Below are 16,748 nucleotides of genomic sequence, written 5' to 3' on the forward strand. Positions count from 1 at the left end.
ATGGCGATGCAGTCAGGTTTTATAAAAAGAATTAGAGATATAATGCGTATGGACGCTGGTATCAACGGCGATGCGCAACGAATTGAGCAGATGGTATGGATGCTTTTTCTCAAAGTCTATGACGCAAAAGAAGATGATTGGGAGCTGAATGAGGATAATTATGAATCCATCATTCCCGAAGACCTTAGATGGAGAAATTGGGCGAAAGCTGATGGTAGCGGTCATGCTATGACTGGAGATAAGCTCCTTAATTTTGTCAACAATACCTTGTTCCCGGTTCTGAAAGGCAATGATGTGAAAGATGGTGATGCGGTTCTCTATGAGGGTATCAAGGTGACACCCGATACTCCAATTAAGAAAGCCATTGTCAAGTCCACCTTCGAGGATGCCAACAACTATATGAAGGACGGCGTTTATCTTCGTCAGGTCATTGATGTCATTGACGAGATTGAGTTTGACGATGTGAAGGAAAGCCATGCTTTCGGTTTTGTCTATGAGGAGATTTTGCGGGAGTTGCAATCTGCTGGTTCTTCCGGTGAATTCTATACGCCGAGAGCAGTCACCGAGTTTATGGCATTGATGATAAAGCCGCAGCTGGGCGAAAAGATGGCAGATTTCGCCTGTGGCACCGGTGGATTTATCACCTCTTGGCTTGGACAGCTCTCCAAGCAGGTAACGGACACCGCCGCTCAGAAGCAGCTGGATGATAGCATTTACGGAATTGAAAAAAAGCCTTTTCCCTATCTGCTGTGCGTAACCAATATGCTGCTGCATGACATTGAAGTCCCGAACATCTATCACATGAACTCGTTGAAACACAATTTGTTGGACTATACGGATGATGATAAGTTTGATGTGATATTGATGAATCCTCCCTATGGTGGGCATGAGGACAAGTCTATTCAAGGCTTCTTCCCAGACGACTTGGCAAGTTCGGAAACAGCCGACCTGTTTATGTCGGTCATCCTGTACCGCTTGAAGAAGAACGGCAGAGCCGCCGTTGTCGTGCCGGACGGCTTTCTGTTTGGTCTGGACAACGCCAAGGTAAACATCAAGAAGAAACTCATTTCCCAGTTCAATCTGCACACGATTGTCCGGCTACCCGGCTCTGTGTTTAGCCCTTATACCTCAATCACAACCAATCTGCTGTTTTTTGACAACACAAAGCCGACCACAGAGACATGGTTTTATCGGGTAGATATTCCGTCTGACAGAAAGCATTTCTCTAAGACCAAGCCGATGGAGCTGAAGCACTTTGATGACTGCATCGCCTGGTGGAATGACCGAAAGGAAATTACGGACGGCGAAAACTTCAAGGCGCAGAAGTTTACCGCAGATTATCTGCTGAATGAACAGGGCTGCAATATCGACCTGTGCGGCTATCCCCATGAGGAAGAAGAAATCCTTGACCCAATGGACACTATCCGGGAATATCAGGAAAGACGGACTGCCCTCAATGCGGAAATTGATAAGGTACTGGCAGAACTGGAAGCTCTGCTGCCGGGAGGTGTGAGCGAATGACACCGGAACAGTTAAAAGCGAGTATTTTGCAGTATGCCATACAAGGCAAGCTGGTGGAGCAGCGAGCCGAGGAAGGCACCGGCGAGGAACTCTTTCAGGAAATCGAACGAAAGAGAGAAGTGTTGATAAAAGAAAAAATCATTAAAAAAGACAAGAGAACCAACTCAATAATCAATTTTCAAGAAGTACCTTTTGATATTCCCGAGAATTGGATGTGGGTTACTCTTGGAAGCATATTGAATAAACTTACTGATGGTACTCACAAGACCCCTAAATATACCTCTACAGGAGTTAAATTTGTATCTGTTAAAGATATGAGCAACGGTTTCCTATCGTTAGAAAACACTAAATATATTTCAGAAGAAGAACACAAAGAATTGTATGCACGATGCAATCCAGAAAAGGAGGACTTAATACTTTCAAAGGTAGGTACAACAGGCGTTCCCGCAATCGTAGATACTACCGAACCATTTAGCCTGTTTGTAAGTGTGGCATTGCTCAAATTCGATTGCAAATGTATAGATGTAGAATTTTTGTATTATATGCTTATGAGCCCCCTGGTACAAGCACAAGCCACCGAGAATACAAGAGGAGTGGGAAATAAAAATTGGGTATTAGATGCTATAGCAAGCACTATGGTTGTTCTTCCCCCTCTCGTCGAACAAAAGCGCATCGTTGCCAAGATTGAAGAACTCCTCCCTCTGGTTGACCGCTATGCTGCTTCCTATGAGAAGCTGGAGCAGTTTAACGCCAAGTTCCCGGAGGATATGAAGAAGTCCATTCTGCAATATGCCATTCAGGGTAAGCTCGTTGAGCAGCGAGCTGAGGAAGGCACCGGCGAGGAACTCTATCAACAAATTCAGGCAGAGAAGCAACGGCTCATTGCGGAAAAGAAAATCAAAAAGGAAAAACCCCTGCCCGAAATTGCAGAGAATGAAATTCCTTTTGATATTCCGGAGAGCTGGAAGTGGGTGCGACTATCAGACATTATTGATGTCCGTGATGGTACACATGATAGCCCGAAGTATGTTCCTATGGGTATTCCACTGGTCACAAGTAAGAATTTAAGCAACGGCACCATTGATTATGGCAATGTGAAATATATCACCCAAGAAGATGCGGATAAAATAAATGCAAGGTCTATGGTTGACGATGACGATATTCTTTTTGCGATGATTGGCTCAATAGGAAATCCTGTTTTAGTGAAAAAAGACAGCGAGTTTTGTATCAAAAACATGGCTTTGTTTAAGAAGTTTGCTGATACTGATATTTCTATGCAGTATATGTACTGGTTCTTCTTCTATGCTCAGTACAAGTTAAAAAAAGAAGCATCCGGTGGTGTGCAGTCGTTTATCTCCTTGTCCAGATTCAGAGAATATTTAGTTCCATTGCCCCCATATGAAGAACAAATCAGAATTGCTAACAAGATTGAACAGATACTGCCGTTATGTAAACGGTTGAAATGAGGTGATTGCAATGAAGAAATGGGCAAAGAATCCTTGGGTTCTTGGAATTGGAACAACTGTAATAGGTGGCGTACTTCTTTCTTTGCTACTGGATTGGATTCAGGGTATTGATTGGTTAAGTACCTTTAAGAATGTTATGAGATTTATTTTTAATGGTGTCGTTTCTTTCCTGAATTTTGAAATTAAAGTATGGTGGTTGCTTATTGCCATTGCAATTATCGTAGTTGGATTGTTTGTGGTTGCAAAAATATCGGGTTCCCAGTCAAATAATATACCCCCCACATTTTTACAATACACCAAGGATTACATGTTGGGTTATTCATGGGAGTGGACTTATTCCAAAATGTATGATGGGAAATACACCATTAGCAACCTGCATCCAGTTTGCACAAAGTGTGGTATGAGGCTCAAACAAGGCGGTCTGTATGGAACAGAAATGGAGTGCCTACGCTGCAATACAACTCAAAATTGGGAAGATTCTGTTGAATATGATGCCCAGTTACTGATTGAGGATAATATCAGAAAGAATTACTCGCAAAACCAGTAACCGATATTACTAAAACATATTTAACTCATTTGATTGGAGGGAAAAACTATGATGCAAATTGACAGTGCAATACTGGCTACAGACAAAGTGATTTGTAAAAATATCAGTAGATTTGACGACTCAGAACGTGGGTTATTGAGCCAGAATATCTTGTCGCAGTTACGTAATTTTGTAGAATACATTGCAGATAAAGTATATGCTAATGGTTCAGACCTCGACCCCAATAATTATGCTCTAAATGTTGAAGCGTTGAAGTATTTGCAAACAAGAGGAGACCTCCGTTTTTTACACCAATTTCATGAGCTTCTTCAAAAGTCGGTGTCACATTACACTTTAGATGAAAATGGTTCTGAAAGATTAATGCTGAAGTACTATGAGTATCTCCTGAAAATAAAAATCTTTCTTAATGATACTTATGGGCTTCATGTTCTGGATAATATTGAAGATTTTCCATTGGATACGGATACAGAACTGTCAGAGTATCACGAGAAAATTGCAGAAAAAATTTACAGTCCAAGTCAGGGATGTTCAACAAGTATATATTCAGATAGATATTACATTCAAAAGATTAAGCCGTTCTTTGTGAACCAGCGAATATACTACGAAGTTACATTTACTGCAGCAAACAGTAAAATAAGCAAATTTGACCGAGTAATCGCTTTTTCGCGTTATGAAATACTAAGTAACTATGCGGTAAAACTTTCGATTCGTAATGATTCGATCAATGTTTTAGGAAAAGACATGACTATTCAAATTATCGATGGGTGGAATGTATCAATACGTCCCTGCGAATTGGATAATTTTGCAGATATTATCGGAAAACATTCTAAAATCAACACAGGAACAAAAGAGTATTCCGAATTGATGCGATTTTTGACGGAAACTAAAATGCCACTATCAGAGTTGGTTGCGTGCTCAGAACGGTATTATGGTTTTGTAAAAAATCAGATTACAAGTCAGGCAAGAACGACTTATATTTTTGACACCCTTGATCAGTGTAGAGAGATAATCTTATCCAATAAGCCTGGATGTAATGTACTTAAGTATCTACTGTACCATTTGAATAACAGAATTATTAAATGGCAACGTTGGAATAATGGCTGTTCGTTGTTGTCAGGGCTAAATTTAAGTTATGGATGTATTCCGTTTGATAGGATGCCGTTTTGTACATCATTGAGAAATCATAATCCACGCATATACGATTTGCTGGACTGCCTATCGGAAAAAGGTAGAGAACATGAACTATTCGCACGCCATATTCAAAATAATACAGAGATAGAAGGGATGTTGTTTACACCCCAAAAGGATATAGTAGGTTTTGATAATATCGATGCGCTGATTAGTACATATAATCGCAAGTTATATCTTCCAAAACATGAACACAGAAAGCTGATGACTTTTCATGATTTTGTGTATATCAAAGGATATGCTGATGATAGCGCATTCATAATTCAAAAATTACGAGATCTGGCAACAAGTGGAATAGCACAATATACCGGATCTGTAGATTCATGGCTGAACAAAGGCTCATATTCTATTGATTCGCCAGAGAAAAAAGACGCATTGCGAAATATGTTTGCAAAATCGCAGGTGGCGCTTATTTATGGTTCTGCCGGAACTGGAAAATCAACGCTGATCAATCATATTTCAAACTTCTTTTCTAACCAGAAAAAGTTGTATTTGGCGAATACACATCCAGCAGTAGACAATATGCGCAGGAAAGTAACCGCCAGCAATAGAGAGTTTAATACCATTGCAAGTTTTATTTCCGAAAAGAATCAGCACACAGAATGCGATGTTCTTATTATCGATGAGTGTAGTACAGTAAGCAATTCTGATATGCGAAAAGTCTTAGAAAAGGCAGAGTTTAAGCTTCTGGTTCTTGTAGGAGATGTTTATCAGATTGAATCAATCTATTTTGGAAATTGGTTTGATATTGCACGCAATTTCATTTCCAAAGACTCTATCTTCGAACTAACACATCCATACAGAACGCAAAATGAAAACCTTCTCACCGTGTGGGAAAGAGTGCGAAATCTGGACATTGCAATTTTGGAGCCTATGGTTAAGAGCAAATATTCCATCCGTCTGGATGAATCTATTTTCTCCCATGCAGAAGAAGATGAAATCATTCTCTGCTTAAATTACGATGGATTGTACGGAATTAATAACATCAATCGCTTCTTACAGAACAGTAATCCGAGTCCGGCAATGCAATGGGGGATTGGATTGTATAAAGTTGGCGATCCTGTATTGTTTAATGAATCAGACCGCTTCTCTCCTTTGATTCACAATAATTCGAAGGGGCGTATTGTTGGTATTGCAACAGAGGAAATGAAGATTTGGTTCGAAATTGAGTTGGATTGCGTGATTAATGAATTGGATGCATGGGGGTATGATTTTGAATTGATGGATGCATCTAAAAGCGGAAATTCTATAATTAAATTCAGCGTTGATAAATACAGAAGCACCGATGAAGATGATGATTATTCTGACACAGTGGTTCCATTTCAAGTTGCTTATGCGGTATCCATCCACAAGGCTCAGGGTTTGGAATATCGTTCTGTGAAAATTGTAATTACCACCGAAACTGAAGAACGCATTACACACAATATTTTCTATACTGCAATCACTCGTGCAAAAGAAAATCTTAGAATCTATTGGAGCCCGGAAACGGAAAAGAGTGTGTTGGAAAATCTAACAGTTAGAGATTCCAGGCGAGATGCCAATCTATTGAAGCAACTATATTCTCTGTGATTTTCGGATGTGCTTCTATTGTTCTTGTAAGATATAACAAATATAGCGTTCAGAATGAACGAGTAGCCATCAATGAAATTGATGTTCAAAGGGTATCAGGGAGATTTTCCTGGCGAGTTATACATCACCTGAATATCTCAAACAAGGAATGATACACAATATCGCCACAACTGGATAGATCCAGTTTAGTGCTTTTTACAGATCCCCAAAAGTAGCTCTGGAAATCCCAAATGTTTTCATTTCAGGATTTCCGGCATAATCCTTTATTAACCATTCTCGCGCATGTCCTAAGCCTGCAACGTATACGGTAATCCATCCGTACTACTCTAACTTTAAGCCGCCGTTTCCGGCGGCAAGGTTTTAAATATTAATTGTTTTTGTTTTACTCCGGCATATTTCTGGAAGTTTTTCAGACCATGGAAGAATATCATCTATAAAACTGTATTCCTTATCCTCCTGATGGTCTTTTAATACAGTCAGGATATATTCAAGGTACCGGAACGGATTGAGATTATTAGCCTTTGCAGTTTCCGTGATGCTGTAGATAATGGCACTGGCATTTGCGCCATCCAGACTGTCGATCAGCTTCCATGTATGCTTATGGAGACAAAAGCTACGCAAAGCACTTTCTGTCGTATTGTTATCCATAGGAATATCACCGTCTTCCAGAAAGGCTTTCAAAGAAGCTTCCTGGTTGATACAGTAGTTGATCCCATCCAAAGTCTTTCCGCAGGAAAGCTGGTTTTTAGACTGTATCTCTTTTGCCCATGCAAAGAAGGCCTCTACAAGAGGTCTGATGTTGGTCTGACGATACATTTTTCTGGCTTTTGCAGGCTGTCCCTCCATCTGGTTATCCAGATGATAGATCGCGGCAATCCGGCTGACTGCTTCGTAGGCTATCGTCTCTTTTGCATTTTTCTGTACTGCTTTTGGCAGGGCTTTTAACGCCTCCGCAAACCTACGCCTTGCATGGGACCAGCAGCCCGCAAAGACGATGTCTGGATTTTCCCTGTCCAGTTTCCTGTATGCAGAGTAACCATCGCAGACTACGATCCCTTTAAAATCCTTCAGGAATTCTTCCGGATGATCCGCTTTCCGGGTGCGCTGGTATTCATACAAGATGATCGGGGTATCTGTATAACTCTTTCCAGTCCGATAGATCCACATGTAACTTTTGCTGTTCACCGGCCGTCCATCCTTAGTGACCATGACCGGAGTCTCATCCGCCTGAAGCACATGAAACTGATACAGTTCCCTGTGGAGACGGTCATAAAGGATACCCAGATACCTGTCTGCACACTGGATCATCCAGTTTGCCATGACCTGTCTGGAGATATGGATGTCATTCCGCAGGAATTCCTGGCTGATCCTGTAAAGAGGAAGCCCGTTTACGTACTTGGCATTCATGATGCTTGCTGCAAGTGATGGAGTGAGCAGGCTGTTACGCAGCAGATCTTTTGGGCGGTCTGCTTTTATGATCGTCTGGTTGTCCCTGCCGGCATAGACTGCCACGTGATGTTCCTCAACGGTATAGACAGCAGGCTGTACACGGACTCTTTTATAAATCTCATCCGGAAGCTGCTTCCATCCATCTGTGCCAAAGACATCCCGGAGTTTTTCTTCTGACATGGTATGGCTGATCACTTCAACCGGAAGATCCTTCAGATCTGCCTCGCGTTTTCCCTTACTCTTACGATGGCGCGGCTGTATCACATCTTCCTCAGCAGGCTCGACCACATACAGTGTTTCCGTAAGTGCTTCAGCCTCGTTAAAGATAAGTTCCAGTTCCATCTGTCCGGAGATCGTCTCCAGCTTTTCGGAAGAACGGCCGTAACGCTTGTTGTTTGCGTCAGCGATCTGCTCGATAAGGCGCTCCATGTTTGTATTCAGCTGGCTGATCTGATCCTGCATGGACAGGATGACTGCCATGAGTGTTTCCCTGCTGAAACTATTCAGTTCTTCTTTTGTATATACTTTTGCCATGGATGCCCTTCTCCTTTATCTGATGTCTTTATTGTAACGCAAAGATAAAGAAAAAGCGAATCCGGCAGATAGAGCATCCGTCATTTTTACCAATGGATGAACACTCTGAAAAACTCAAAAAACTAATAGTTTTTCGGGCTTTTCAGAGTACTTATCCACAAACCCCGTAAATGGCCTGAAAGTACTCCTTAATAAATGAAGACAGCGGATCATGAAAAGTGGATAACTTTTTTTCTGAGCTTATAATGACCGGAAGATATTTTTTTATTTTCTCTGTTTTGCACAGGACTTTATAAGACTTTCCCCGGTCTGACTTCCTGGATCGGATGGCGTGCAACAACTTCAAGTCCCTGCATGAGATACTGGTACTGCTCCGGTGTGATCTCCAGTGCTTCTTCTTTCGTGCGGGGCCAGTTAAATGCGCCCAGTTCCAGTCTTTTGTATAAGAGTAGGAAGCCATCGCCTTCCCAGACCAGCCCTTTGATACGGTCAGTCCGCCTTCCGCAGAACAGGAACAGGATATCTTTCTGATACGGATCCAGCTGAAAATTAAACTTGATGATGGATGCAAGGCCTTCCATACCACGTCTCAGATCTGTGTAACCGGTAGCCAGGTAGATTCTGCGAAACCCAGAAGCATCATTCAGCATGAAAGATCTCTCCGATCCGTGACAGGAGTTCTGCTGAAACGGAATTGGATATCTCTACAGAAACCGATCCTTTCCGGATGATGATATCTGGCTGGAATCCATTTCTGACAGGCTCCTGTTTGATTGGAAGACTGATCTCTGCAAATGAGATCTTTCGCGGGCTGGTTTCATCTGCCGGGTCTGTAATAACCGAAAGTTCCTTTGATGTCAAAGCAGCAAAAGCTTCTTTTCTGAGAATCCTTTGCCAATAAAAGAATTGTTTGTCTGAGATTCCATTTGCCCTGCACCACTCGGTCTTATTCATGCCACTGTTCAAACATTCATTCATGATCTGGGTCCAATGTTCAATACGGATCTGACGTGTGATCTTATCCATAAGATTTCTCCTTTAAAAAACTTTTAGTTTTATAAAGGGATTATCTCATGGTTTTAGGCGAAAAGCACGGTACTAACTATTTACCGTGTACCCTGCAACTATTACAGCAAGTAATATGAATCTTGTCCAATTTGCCATCATATTTCTTTGGCAATACCTTCACATACAATAGCACAATTGCTACCATCGTTGCTATCATTCCTATTGTTGCTGCAATTCCAATTGACATAATTTAGTCCCCCTTTTCTCTTATGTACTTTTATTATAGCACCTTTTTTCGTTGTTCAACTAATATTCGTTATTTTAATACGATATAGCATATTATTACTGTTTTTCCTCTACTATAACCATATACTAACAGAAAGACGGTGATATTATGGTGCCTGTACTTGATAAAATTACGACCTATCGCAATCAAAAAGGCTGGACAGAATACCAGCTTGCTACAAAATCTGGTCTGACTCAATCAACCATCTCTTCCTGGTATCGGAAAGATTTAGTGCCTTCAATTCCTTCTCTTGAAAAAATATGTAGTGCTTTCGGGATTACCCTCTCACAATTCTTTTCTGAAAACGAGGAACCCTATGTTCTTACCAAAACTCAGAGAAGTTTACTTGAGGCTTCAGCAGCCCTCTCAGAAGAACAACAGCGTGCATTAATTGAATTTATAAAAACTCTTTAAAAGGCTATGCGTATCCCCACGCATAGCCTTATCTTTAATACCTTGTACCATTTGATTCTATTCCCTTCTGCATTCCATAAAAAGCTGAAAGGCACACTTGAATCCTTGCGTAAACCCAATTTCTTCTCCCACCTCAGCAATCGCAAACGCCAGATCCCCCCCCCCTCACGTCCAGTTTTATCGTCAACCTGGATAGAAGCCTTGTTCTTTTCCAGAAGTTTTCTGACTTCTGACAGTAATTTTTCATCCTGCCAGCCGCTCCGTCCTAGTTCTTCCAGTTCCATGTCATACAATTTTTTTATCATACTGTCCATAATGTTTCGAACCTGCTCTGGTTCCAATTCTCCCTTCTATGAGCATATTTAATTTTTTATCTGTTGCAAATTTGAAAATATAAAAAAAGAGACCAGAATTCAAATTCCAGTCTCTTCCATTTCTCTATAAGCAATAGAAAACTTCGTTAATACCGTCTCTAACTATTAATCTTTAGTCTTTTAATCGTCCCAACAACATCTGATAATGTCTTTGTCCGATATGCCGTCCTGCACGCTGCAAACCATCAACACATTCCCTTACTTCATCAGACGTTAATTCATGTTCCTCATATGCAGCCATAAGAATCCCTATGGTTCCCATAATTTTAAGTCCCATCTGTGCTGATACATTTCTTCCTTTTGCTTCATCCATCAGCAATAAATCCGCTTTTAATTCATCTGTCAGAACAATCGCTTCACTCTCTCCCTGGTCAAGACCAGTTGCTCTTTTCAATATGCTGACTGATTCAAGGTTATTGACAGGCTTTACTGCAATAAATTCCTTCTGTCTAATCACCTTGGCTTCTAGTTGAAAGCGTTCATCTACAGTTAATTCATTAAAAACTGCCTCTGGAATAAGAACTTCTCCAAATAGTTTTTCAAGCAAATCCAACTGATTGATTTTTAGAAGTGATATCAGCGGTGTGGTATCTGACACAACGATCATACCGCAGTCTCCCTCTTTTTAAGTTCTCTGAAAGTATTCAGTTCAGCATCCAGATCATCCATAGTCATATCAAAATAGGAGTATCCCAGCTTATCATACAGATCTATCAGCTCCGATTTTCTGATACCCAGTATCTCTGCAGCCCGACCATGAGATATTGTCTGATTTAATATATAAGGATAGAGTAATAGTGCATTTCTGGTAAGCTCAGTTTCTGGTGTCATAGTTACCAGATATTTAGACATTCCTACCGGAACTTTAATAGTTACAGATTCTGTTGTTACCATAATATCACATCCCTTCTCTGTGCGTCATGTAATTATCCTTCAACAGTTTGCTCCTTTTTTATATTATAGCTAATATTCTCCTTTTCTACAACTGATACATTGAAAAATAAGTTTTTCCTCGCTCTCTTATTCCACTTTCATGTCCAAAATATGTCCAAGATGCCCTCCCCAAATATGAACCCCAGTAAACTTCGACACCCGATTTTCCGCGTATTTACGCCATTTCGCGCCCTATCAAACTATGCCGTTTATAACCCCTTATTTAATTATTTATACTCCCCTCGAAACACCCGGTAGCTCCCCTACCGGGTGTTTCTCTTTGGATTTATACTCTCCCCGATACATCCGGCAGCTCCCCTTTTCAAATCCCCTGTATCTCTACTTCTGCATTTTCTGCATCTGTATCCTGGGAAGAATGCTCCAGCCAGATCATATCCCCTTCTAAAAGATAAAATTTTCTCTCATTATCCTGTGCCAGCCCATACATCGCACTGTGCCCATTATGTTCTACACGAATATTCGCATACCCTTTTGTCACAGTGAAGATATAGGATCCTGCTTCCAGGTCTGTTCCCACCAGTAGTAGATCATCACCTGTCAAAGTAAGAACTGTGTCCGCTTCCTCCCAGGAATCTTCTGTCAGGTTATCGTACGTTTCCTGATAAGCAGAGTCTGTCCTGTCCTTCAATTCTTCGATTACTGCCGGTACAACACTGATCAAAATAATCAATGCCATAAACCATATGACACTTCCTCTTCTCCGTTTCCTTTCCCTATTGACAGTTCTGGCGGCTGGCTGTGCATTTCCTCTCACAGTCTGATGCGCACCTTGACTTCTCCCTGCCGCCCTGGTGCCTGTCCCTGTGGCTGGCTTTGACCTTTTCTGTCCATCCTGCGGATACTCCTGTATCTTCTTATCACCCAAAGGACGTTCCTCATCCTCCATCATAATCCTGGCTCTCCAAGAGGCATGCTTATAATGATCTCTTCGATTCTCATTCAGGTGATATAAAATCTCATCATTTCGATATGGCATGCCGCAAAGCTTGCACCTTCCATTGACAATCGGACCGCCGCATACCTGACATTCTTTTCTCATTGTAAAACTCCTTCCTGCCATCCTCATACTACAGCCATATTACATCTATTTTTCCTTCTAATATTAATATATTATCTATTTTATATAATTCTTTCAAGGTGTAAATTGCCATTTACATATTTTCCTGTTATAATTATACTGTTCTTTGCACAGATATCTTTTTATGACTGTAAAGATGATTTTAAATATATAACAAGGAGGTTCCTATGGAACAACTGATTATTCCCATGGGTTATCATGCAGACCTGAATCTCCACGATACCCAGGTAGCAATTAAAACTGTCAAAGATTTTTTCCAGCAGACACTGGCACAGAAGCTGAACCTTCTCCGTGTATCAGCCCCTGTCTTTGTTGATCCTTCATCCGGCCTTAATGACAATCTGAATGGCGTAGAACGCCCTGTAAGCTTTGATATCAAAGGCCAGGATCAACCAGCTGAGATCGTCCATTCCCTTGCCAAATGGAAAAGATATGCCCTCAAAAAATACGGCTTTTCCCATGGGGAAGGTCTGTACACTGATATGGTAGCCATCCGCAGGGATGAGGATCTGGATAATATTCATTCTGTCTATGTGGATCAGTGGGACTGGGAGAAGATCATTTCCAAAGAAGAGCGCAACATGGAGACCTTGATTTCCACGGTTCGTACTATCTACAGCGTTCTTCGGAAAACAGAGAAATATATGGCTGTACAATATGACTACATAGAAGAGATCCTGCCCCGGGAGATTGCTTTTGTTTCCACACAGGAGCTGGTAGATATGTATCCGGAGCTCACCCCAAAGGAAAGAGAATACAAGATCGTCAAAGAAAAAGGTGCTGTTTTCCTGATGCAGGTAGGAAAGACCCTTACCAATGGAGAACGTCATGACGGCCGTGCCCCGGACTATGATGACTGGGAATTAAACGGCGATATCCTGGTATACTATCCTGTACTTGACATTGCCCTTGAGCTTTCTTCCATGGGTATCCGCGTGGATGAAGATACTCTGGATAAACAGCTGACAGAAGCAGGATGTGACGACCGGAGAGAGCTTCCCTTCCAGAAAGCGGTTCTGAATAAGGAGCTGCCTTATACCATCGGCGGTGGTATCGGACAGTCACGTATCTGTATGTTCTTCCTTCGCAAGGCACATATCGGGGAAGTCCATGTTTCTCTTTGGCCAGAGGAGATCCAGGAAAAAGCAGCACAGGGCGGCATACCGCTCTTATAAAAGAACAGGAACGAGGGATCCATTGTGAATATATTATTTTTTTTAACCCCCAAAAGCGAGGTAGCATATATTTTTGAAAATGAAACCCTGCGGCAGACTCTTGAAAAAATGGAACACAGAAAATTCTCCTGTATTCCCTTATTAAGTCCGGACGGCAAATACACCGGCACGATTTCAGAAGGAGATCTTCTCTGGGGCATGCAGCGTTTGGAGATCTCAGACCTGAAAGATGCAGAGAGTGTACCGATCATGGCCATTCCACGCCGTGCCAATTACAAGCCGGTACATATCAATTCTGATATGGAAGATCTGGTAGACCGTGCCATTAACCAGAATTATGTTCCGGTTGTAGATGATCAGGGATTTTTTATCGGGATCATCACCCGTAAAGCCATCATTAAATATTGTTACTCTGAAATGCAAGGGGCTGTCGGGAAATAGATAGTTCCAAAGCAGGGAGGGTATGACTCACAACGAGTCATACCCTCCCTGAATTTATCTGAAAAAAGAAAAAAAGATGGCTAACGACAACCATCTTTCTCTCCGTTACATGTTATAATGTAACTATGCTAACAACTAATTATTATAACGATTTTTTTGAGTTTGGGCAACAAAAAATTAACTTTAGTTTCTTCGAATTGAGTTTACCTGACGACGATCCAGTCTATACCCTGAAAAAAGTGATGGAGGAATTAGATTTTTCTGGCTTGGTAGCCAAGTGTTCAGATAAGGGAAGAACCGGGTACAACCCAATTATGATGTATGCTGTAGTTACCTATGCAAATATGCGGGGAATANACTGGATCTAACATGTCTAGTCCGAGAAACCAGCGGTATGCAACGTTTACCGCGATCTCTTTCATGGTCTGACGCATGCTTTTTATCCCATAGAGATACTGAATGAATGGTATCTTTATCAGCATGACGGGATCCATACTGGGACGACCGTTATCCGGACAGTATTTTTCTTCAACCAGATCATAAATAAAGTTCCAATTGATTGCTTTATCAATCAATCGCAGCATATGGTTTTGAGGTACCATGTCATCCATGGAAAACATCATCATTTGTTCTCTTTTTTTATCTGTATTTTTCGTCATCATAAAAAACACCGCCCTTCTGATATTTATTATATCAGAAAAGCGGTTCCAATAATAGCAAAACCCTGCAAAAGCAGGGCTTTGTCTACAGTCTGCAGGGAGGGTATGACTCACAACGAGTCATACCCTCCCTTGAATTTATCTGAAAAAAGAAAAAAAGATGGCTAACGACAACCATCTTTCTCTCCGTTACATGTTATAATGTAACTATGCTAACAACTAATTATTATAACGATTTTTTTGAGTTTGGGCAACAAAAAATTAACTTTAGTTTCTTCGAATTGAGTTTACCTGACGACGATCCAGTCTATACCCTGAAAAAAGTGATGGAGGAATTAGATTTTTCTGGCTTGGTAGCCAAGTGTTCAGATAAGGGAAGAACCGGGTACAACCCAATTATGATGTATGCTGTAGTTACCTATGCAAATATGCGGGGAATACGTTCTGTTGACCGTATTGTTGATCTGTGTGAAAGAGACCTTGCTTTTATCTGGCTGACACGCGGACAAAAACCGAAACGTGATGCTTTTTATGACTTTAAAAACAGGAAGCTGACATCTGATGTCCTGGATGACCTGAATTACCAGTTTATGCGGCGGCTGCAGAAAGAAGGGCTGGTCACATTAAAAGAACTTTTTATTGACGGTACAAAGATAGAGGCAAATGCGAACCGTTATACTTTTGTATGGCGCGGAAGCATCAATTACCATCTGGCAGGACTTCTGGACTCTATCGACCAGCTTTTTGAAAAATATAATTCTTTTTTGCAGGAGAATGATTATGGGACAAGGTACGAGCTGGGAAATGCACAGATGTTTGTGATCGAAGGGATGGATAAAGTCCGGGAAGTGATCGAAAAGAACAGAAAACGAAAGCTTGCAAAACATAAAAAACTCTCAAATAACCGTATTATAGAGATCGATAACTGTTCGCCGCTTGAAATACGGAAACTCCAGAACAAACTCACGATGATCGCGGATAACGAGGGAATCGAATTCGTTTACGGAAAAGGAAAAAGAAAACCTGAACTTCAACAGCTGCATGAGGAACTGGAACAATGCGGAAAACGACTGATGGAATATAAAGAATGCTTTGAGATCATGGGAAAAGACAGAAACAGTTATTCCAAAACAGATCTGGAAGCGACTTTTATGCGTATGAAAGAAGATCACATGCTGAACGGACAGTTAAAGCCAGCATATAATGTTCAGATCGCGGTAGAGAATTATTTTATCGTACATGGATATGTAAGCAGCGACCGCACCGATTATAATACCCTGATCCCGGTCCTTGAAAAACATAAGAATGCTTTCGGGAATATTCTGGAAGAAGTAACTGCGGACAGCGGGTACTGTAGTGAAAAAAATCTGCTTTATTTAAAACAGAATGAAATATCCAGTTATATAAAACTGCAGGATCATGAAAAGCGAAAAACACGCGCTTATTCAGAAGATATCAGTAAATATTACAACATGAGGACAGGGATCTTTGAAGATGAACAGTTCTATATCTGCCATGACGGACGTGAACTGCGGCATCTCAGGACAGAGAGCAAAGAGCAGGATGGATATACACAGACCTTTGAGGTATATGGCTGTGCAGACTGCAGCGGATGTGAGCATAAAGCGCGCTGTCTGTATAAGTATGATGCGGAGAAAGATGCCGAAAAGAACAAAGTCATGAAGATCAATGAACAATGGGAGGAACTGAAAGAAAGATCCCATGCCAATATCCAGAGTGAACGCGGGATCCTGAAACGCCAGACACGTTCCATTCAGACGGAAGGACATTTTGGAGATATCAAGGAAAATGAGAACTTTCGGCGTTTTAATTACCGTTCGGCAGATAAGGTATATAAAGAATTCATGCTGTATGCTATTGGAAGAAATATAAATAAATATCATCGTTTTTTATACGAAAAACTGAGAAAATTTGAAGGAAAAACTGCCTAGAAAAAAATGCGGCTGAAAAAATCCCAATAAGGATTTTTTGCGGCCAAAAACAGAAAGTATTTATCAAAATAAAAATATCCTGAACAAGTTGCAGAGCCAGAAAGTTCTGTAACTGTCAGGATATTTTTGTTTG

Annotated in this window: 15 protein-coding genes and 2 pseudogenes; 9 read left to right on the top strand and 8 right to left on the bottom strand. The window is 41.1% G+C overall.

Translation table 11 applies throughout. From position 1 onward, the window contains the following. From OCV61_RS14295 to OCV61_RS14310, 4 genes are read left to right on the top strand one after another with little or no spacing between them, the layout of a single operon-like run. Positions 1 to 1,521 carry a class I SAM-dependent DNA methyltransferase gene (locus tag OCV61_RS14295; protein ID WP_158422368.1) on the top strand — a complete coding sequence of 507 codons (1,521 nt, stop codon included), beginning with the start codon at positions 1 to 3 and terminating at the stop codon, positions 1,519 to 1,521. Further along, positions 1,518 to 2,987, top strand: coding sequence for a restriction endonuclease subunit S (locus OCV61_RS14300; RefSeq protein ID WP_158422369.1), 1,470 nt, complete (start codon positions 1,518 to 1,520; stop codon positions 2,985 to 2,987). Before OCV61_RS14295 ends, OCV61_RS14300 begins: the two co-directional genes overlap by 4 nt. A gap of 10 nt (positions 2,988 to 2,997) precedes the next feature. Next, positions 2,998 to 3,534: an Asp23/Gls24 family envelope stress response protein gene (locus OCV61_RS14305; RefSeq protein ID WP_158422370.1), complete on the top strand. Its 537-nt coding sequence runs from the start codon at positions 2,998 to 3,000 to the stop codon at positions 3,532 to 3,534. A gap of 48 nt (positions 3,535 to 3,582) precedes the next feature. Beyond that, positions 3,583 to 6,291, top strand: coding sequence for an ATP-dependent DNA helicase (locus OCV61_RS14310; RefSeq protein WP_158422371.1), 2,709 nt, complete (start codon positions 3,583 to 3,585; stop codon positions 6,289 to 6,291). Between the two features lie 360 nt (positions 6,292 to 6,651). On the opposite strand, the gene tnpC is transcribed toward OCV61_RS14310, so the two are convergent. From tnpC to tnpA, 3 genes are all read right to left on the bottom strand, one after another. After that, on the bottom strand, positions 6,652 to 8,274 hold the full coding sequence (gene tnpC, locus OCV61_RS14315) for an IS66 family transposase (protein ID WP_158422372.1): 1,623 nt from the start codon (positions 8,272 to 8,274) through the stop codon (positions 6,652 to 6,654). Between the two features lie 290 nt (positions 8,275 to 8,564). Further along, complete coding sequence (gene tnpB, locus OCV61_RS14320; RefSeq protein WP_148446808.1) at positions 8,565 to 8,924, bottom strand: IS66 family insertion sequence element accessory protein TnpB; 360 nt, start codon at positions 8,922 to 8,924, stop codon at positions 8,565 to 8,567. Beyond that, complete coding sequence (tnpA, locus tag OCV61_RS14325) at positions 8,914 to 9,300, bottom strand: IS66 family insertion sequence element accessory protein TnpA (protein WP_158422373.1); 387 nt, start codon at positions 9,298 to 9,300, stop codon at positions 8,914 to 8,916. The genes tnpB and tnpA overlap by 11 nt, the downstream gene beginning before the upstream one ends. Before the next feature lie 376 nt (positions 9,301 to 9,676). Between tnpA and OCV61_RS14330 the strand changes: the two genes are divergently transcribed. After that, on the top strand, positions 9,677 to 9,982 hold the full coding sequence (locus OCV61_RS14330) for a helix-turn-helix domain-containing protein (RefSeq protein ID WP_158422374.1): 306 nt from the start codon (positions 9,677 to 9,679) through the stop codon (positions 9,980 to 9,982). Here OCV61_RS14330 and OCV61_RS14335 read toward each other — a convergent pair. From OCV61_RS14335 to OCV61_RS14350, 4 genes are all read right to left on the bottom strand, one after another. Then, the gene (locus OCV61_RS14335) at positions 9,979 to 10,296 is read right to left on the bottom strand and encodes a hypothetical protein (protein WP_158422375.1); all 318 of its coding nucleotides are present in this window, start codon (positions 10,294 to 10,296) and stop codon (positions 9,979 to 9,981) included. The two genes, OCV61_RS14330 and OCV61_RS14335, sit on opposite strands and share 4 nt — an antisense overlap. 172 nt (positions 10,297 to 10,468) lie before the next feature. Further along, the gene (locus OCV61_RS14340; RefSeq protein ID WP_158422376.1) at positions 10,469 to 10,963 is read right to left on the bottom strand and encodes a PIN domain-containing protein; all 495 of its coding nucleotides are present in this window, start codon (positions 10,961 to 10,963) and stop codon (positions 10,469 to 10,471) included. Then, positions 10,960 to 11,250, bottom strand: a complete 291-nt coding sequence (locus OCV61_RS14345; RefSeq protein ID WP_158422377.1) for a hypothetical protein — start codon at positions 11,248 to 11,250, stop codon at positions 10,960 to 10,962. The genes OCV61_RS14340 and OCV61_RS14345 overlap by 4 nt, the downstream gene beginning before the upstream one ends. Before the next feature lie 361 nt (positions 11,251 to 11,611). After that, a complete protein-coding gene (locus OCV61_RS14350) occupies positions 11,612 to 12,349 on the bottom strand; it encodes a hypothetical protein (protein ID WP_158422378.1) in 738 nt (245 codons plus the stop codon). Positions 12,350 to 12,555: 206 nt separating this feature from the next. Between OCV61_RS14350 and asnA the strand changes: the two genes are divergently transcribed. The 3 genes and pseudogenes from asnA to OCV61_RS19005 form a co-directional block, all read left to right on the top strand. Next, positions 12,556 to 13,563 (top strand): aspartate--ammonia ligase, encoded by a 1,008-nt coding sequence (gene asnA, locus OCV61_RS14355; protein WP_158422379.1) that lies wholly within the window; start codon positions 12,556 to 12,558, stop codon positions 13,561 to 13,563. A 24-nt stretch (positions 13,564 to 13,587) separates the two neighbouring features. Continuing rightward, positions 13,588 to 14,004 carry a CBS domain-containing protein gene (locus OCV61_RS14360; RefSeq protein ID WP_158422380.1) on the top strand — a complete coding sequence of 139 codons (417 nt, stop codon included), beginning with the start codon at positions 13,588 to 13,590 and terminating at the stop codon, positions 14,002 to 14,004. A 125-nt stretch (positions 14,005 to 14,129) separates the two neighbouring features. Next, positions 14,130 to 14,360, top strand: a pseudogene (locus OCV61_RS19005) (transposase); the annotation flags it as partial. A 6-nt stretch (positions 14,361 to 14,366) separates the two neighbouring features. Here OCV61_RS19005 and OCV61_RS14365 read toward each other — a convergent pair. Then, positions 14,367 to 14,666: pseudogene (locus OCV61_RS14365) on the bottom strand (transposase); the annotation flags it as partial. Between the two features lie 206 nt (positions 14,667 to 14,872). Here OCV61_RS14365 and OCV61_RS14370 point away from each other — a divergent pair. Further along, entirely contained in the window at positions 14,873 to 16,615 is a 1,743-nt protein-coding gene (locus OCV61_RS14370) for an IS1182 family transposase (protein WP_158422381.1), read from the top strand. Positions 16,616 to 16,748: the final 133 nt, after the last annotated feature.

It is taken from the genome of Blautia ammoniilytica (assembly GCF_025566965.1).
Lineage (GTDB): Bacteria > Bacillota > Clostridia > Lachnospirales > Lachnospiraceae > Blautia_A > Blautia_A ammoniilytica.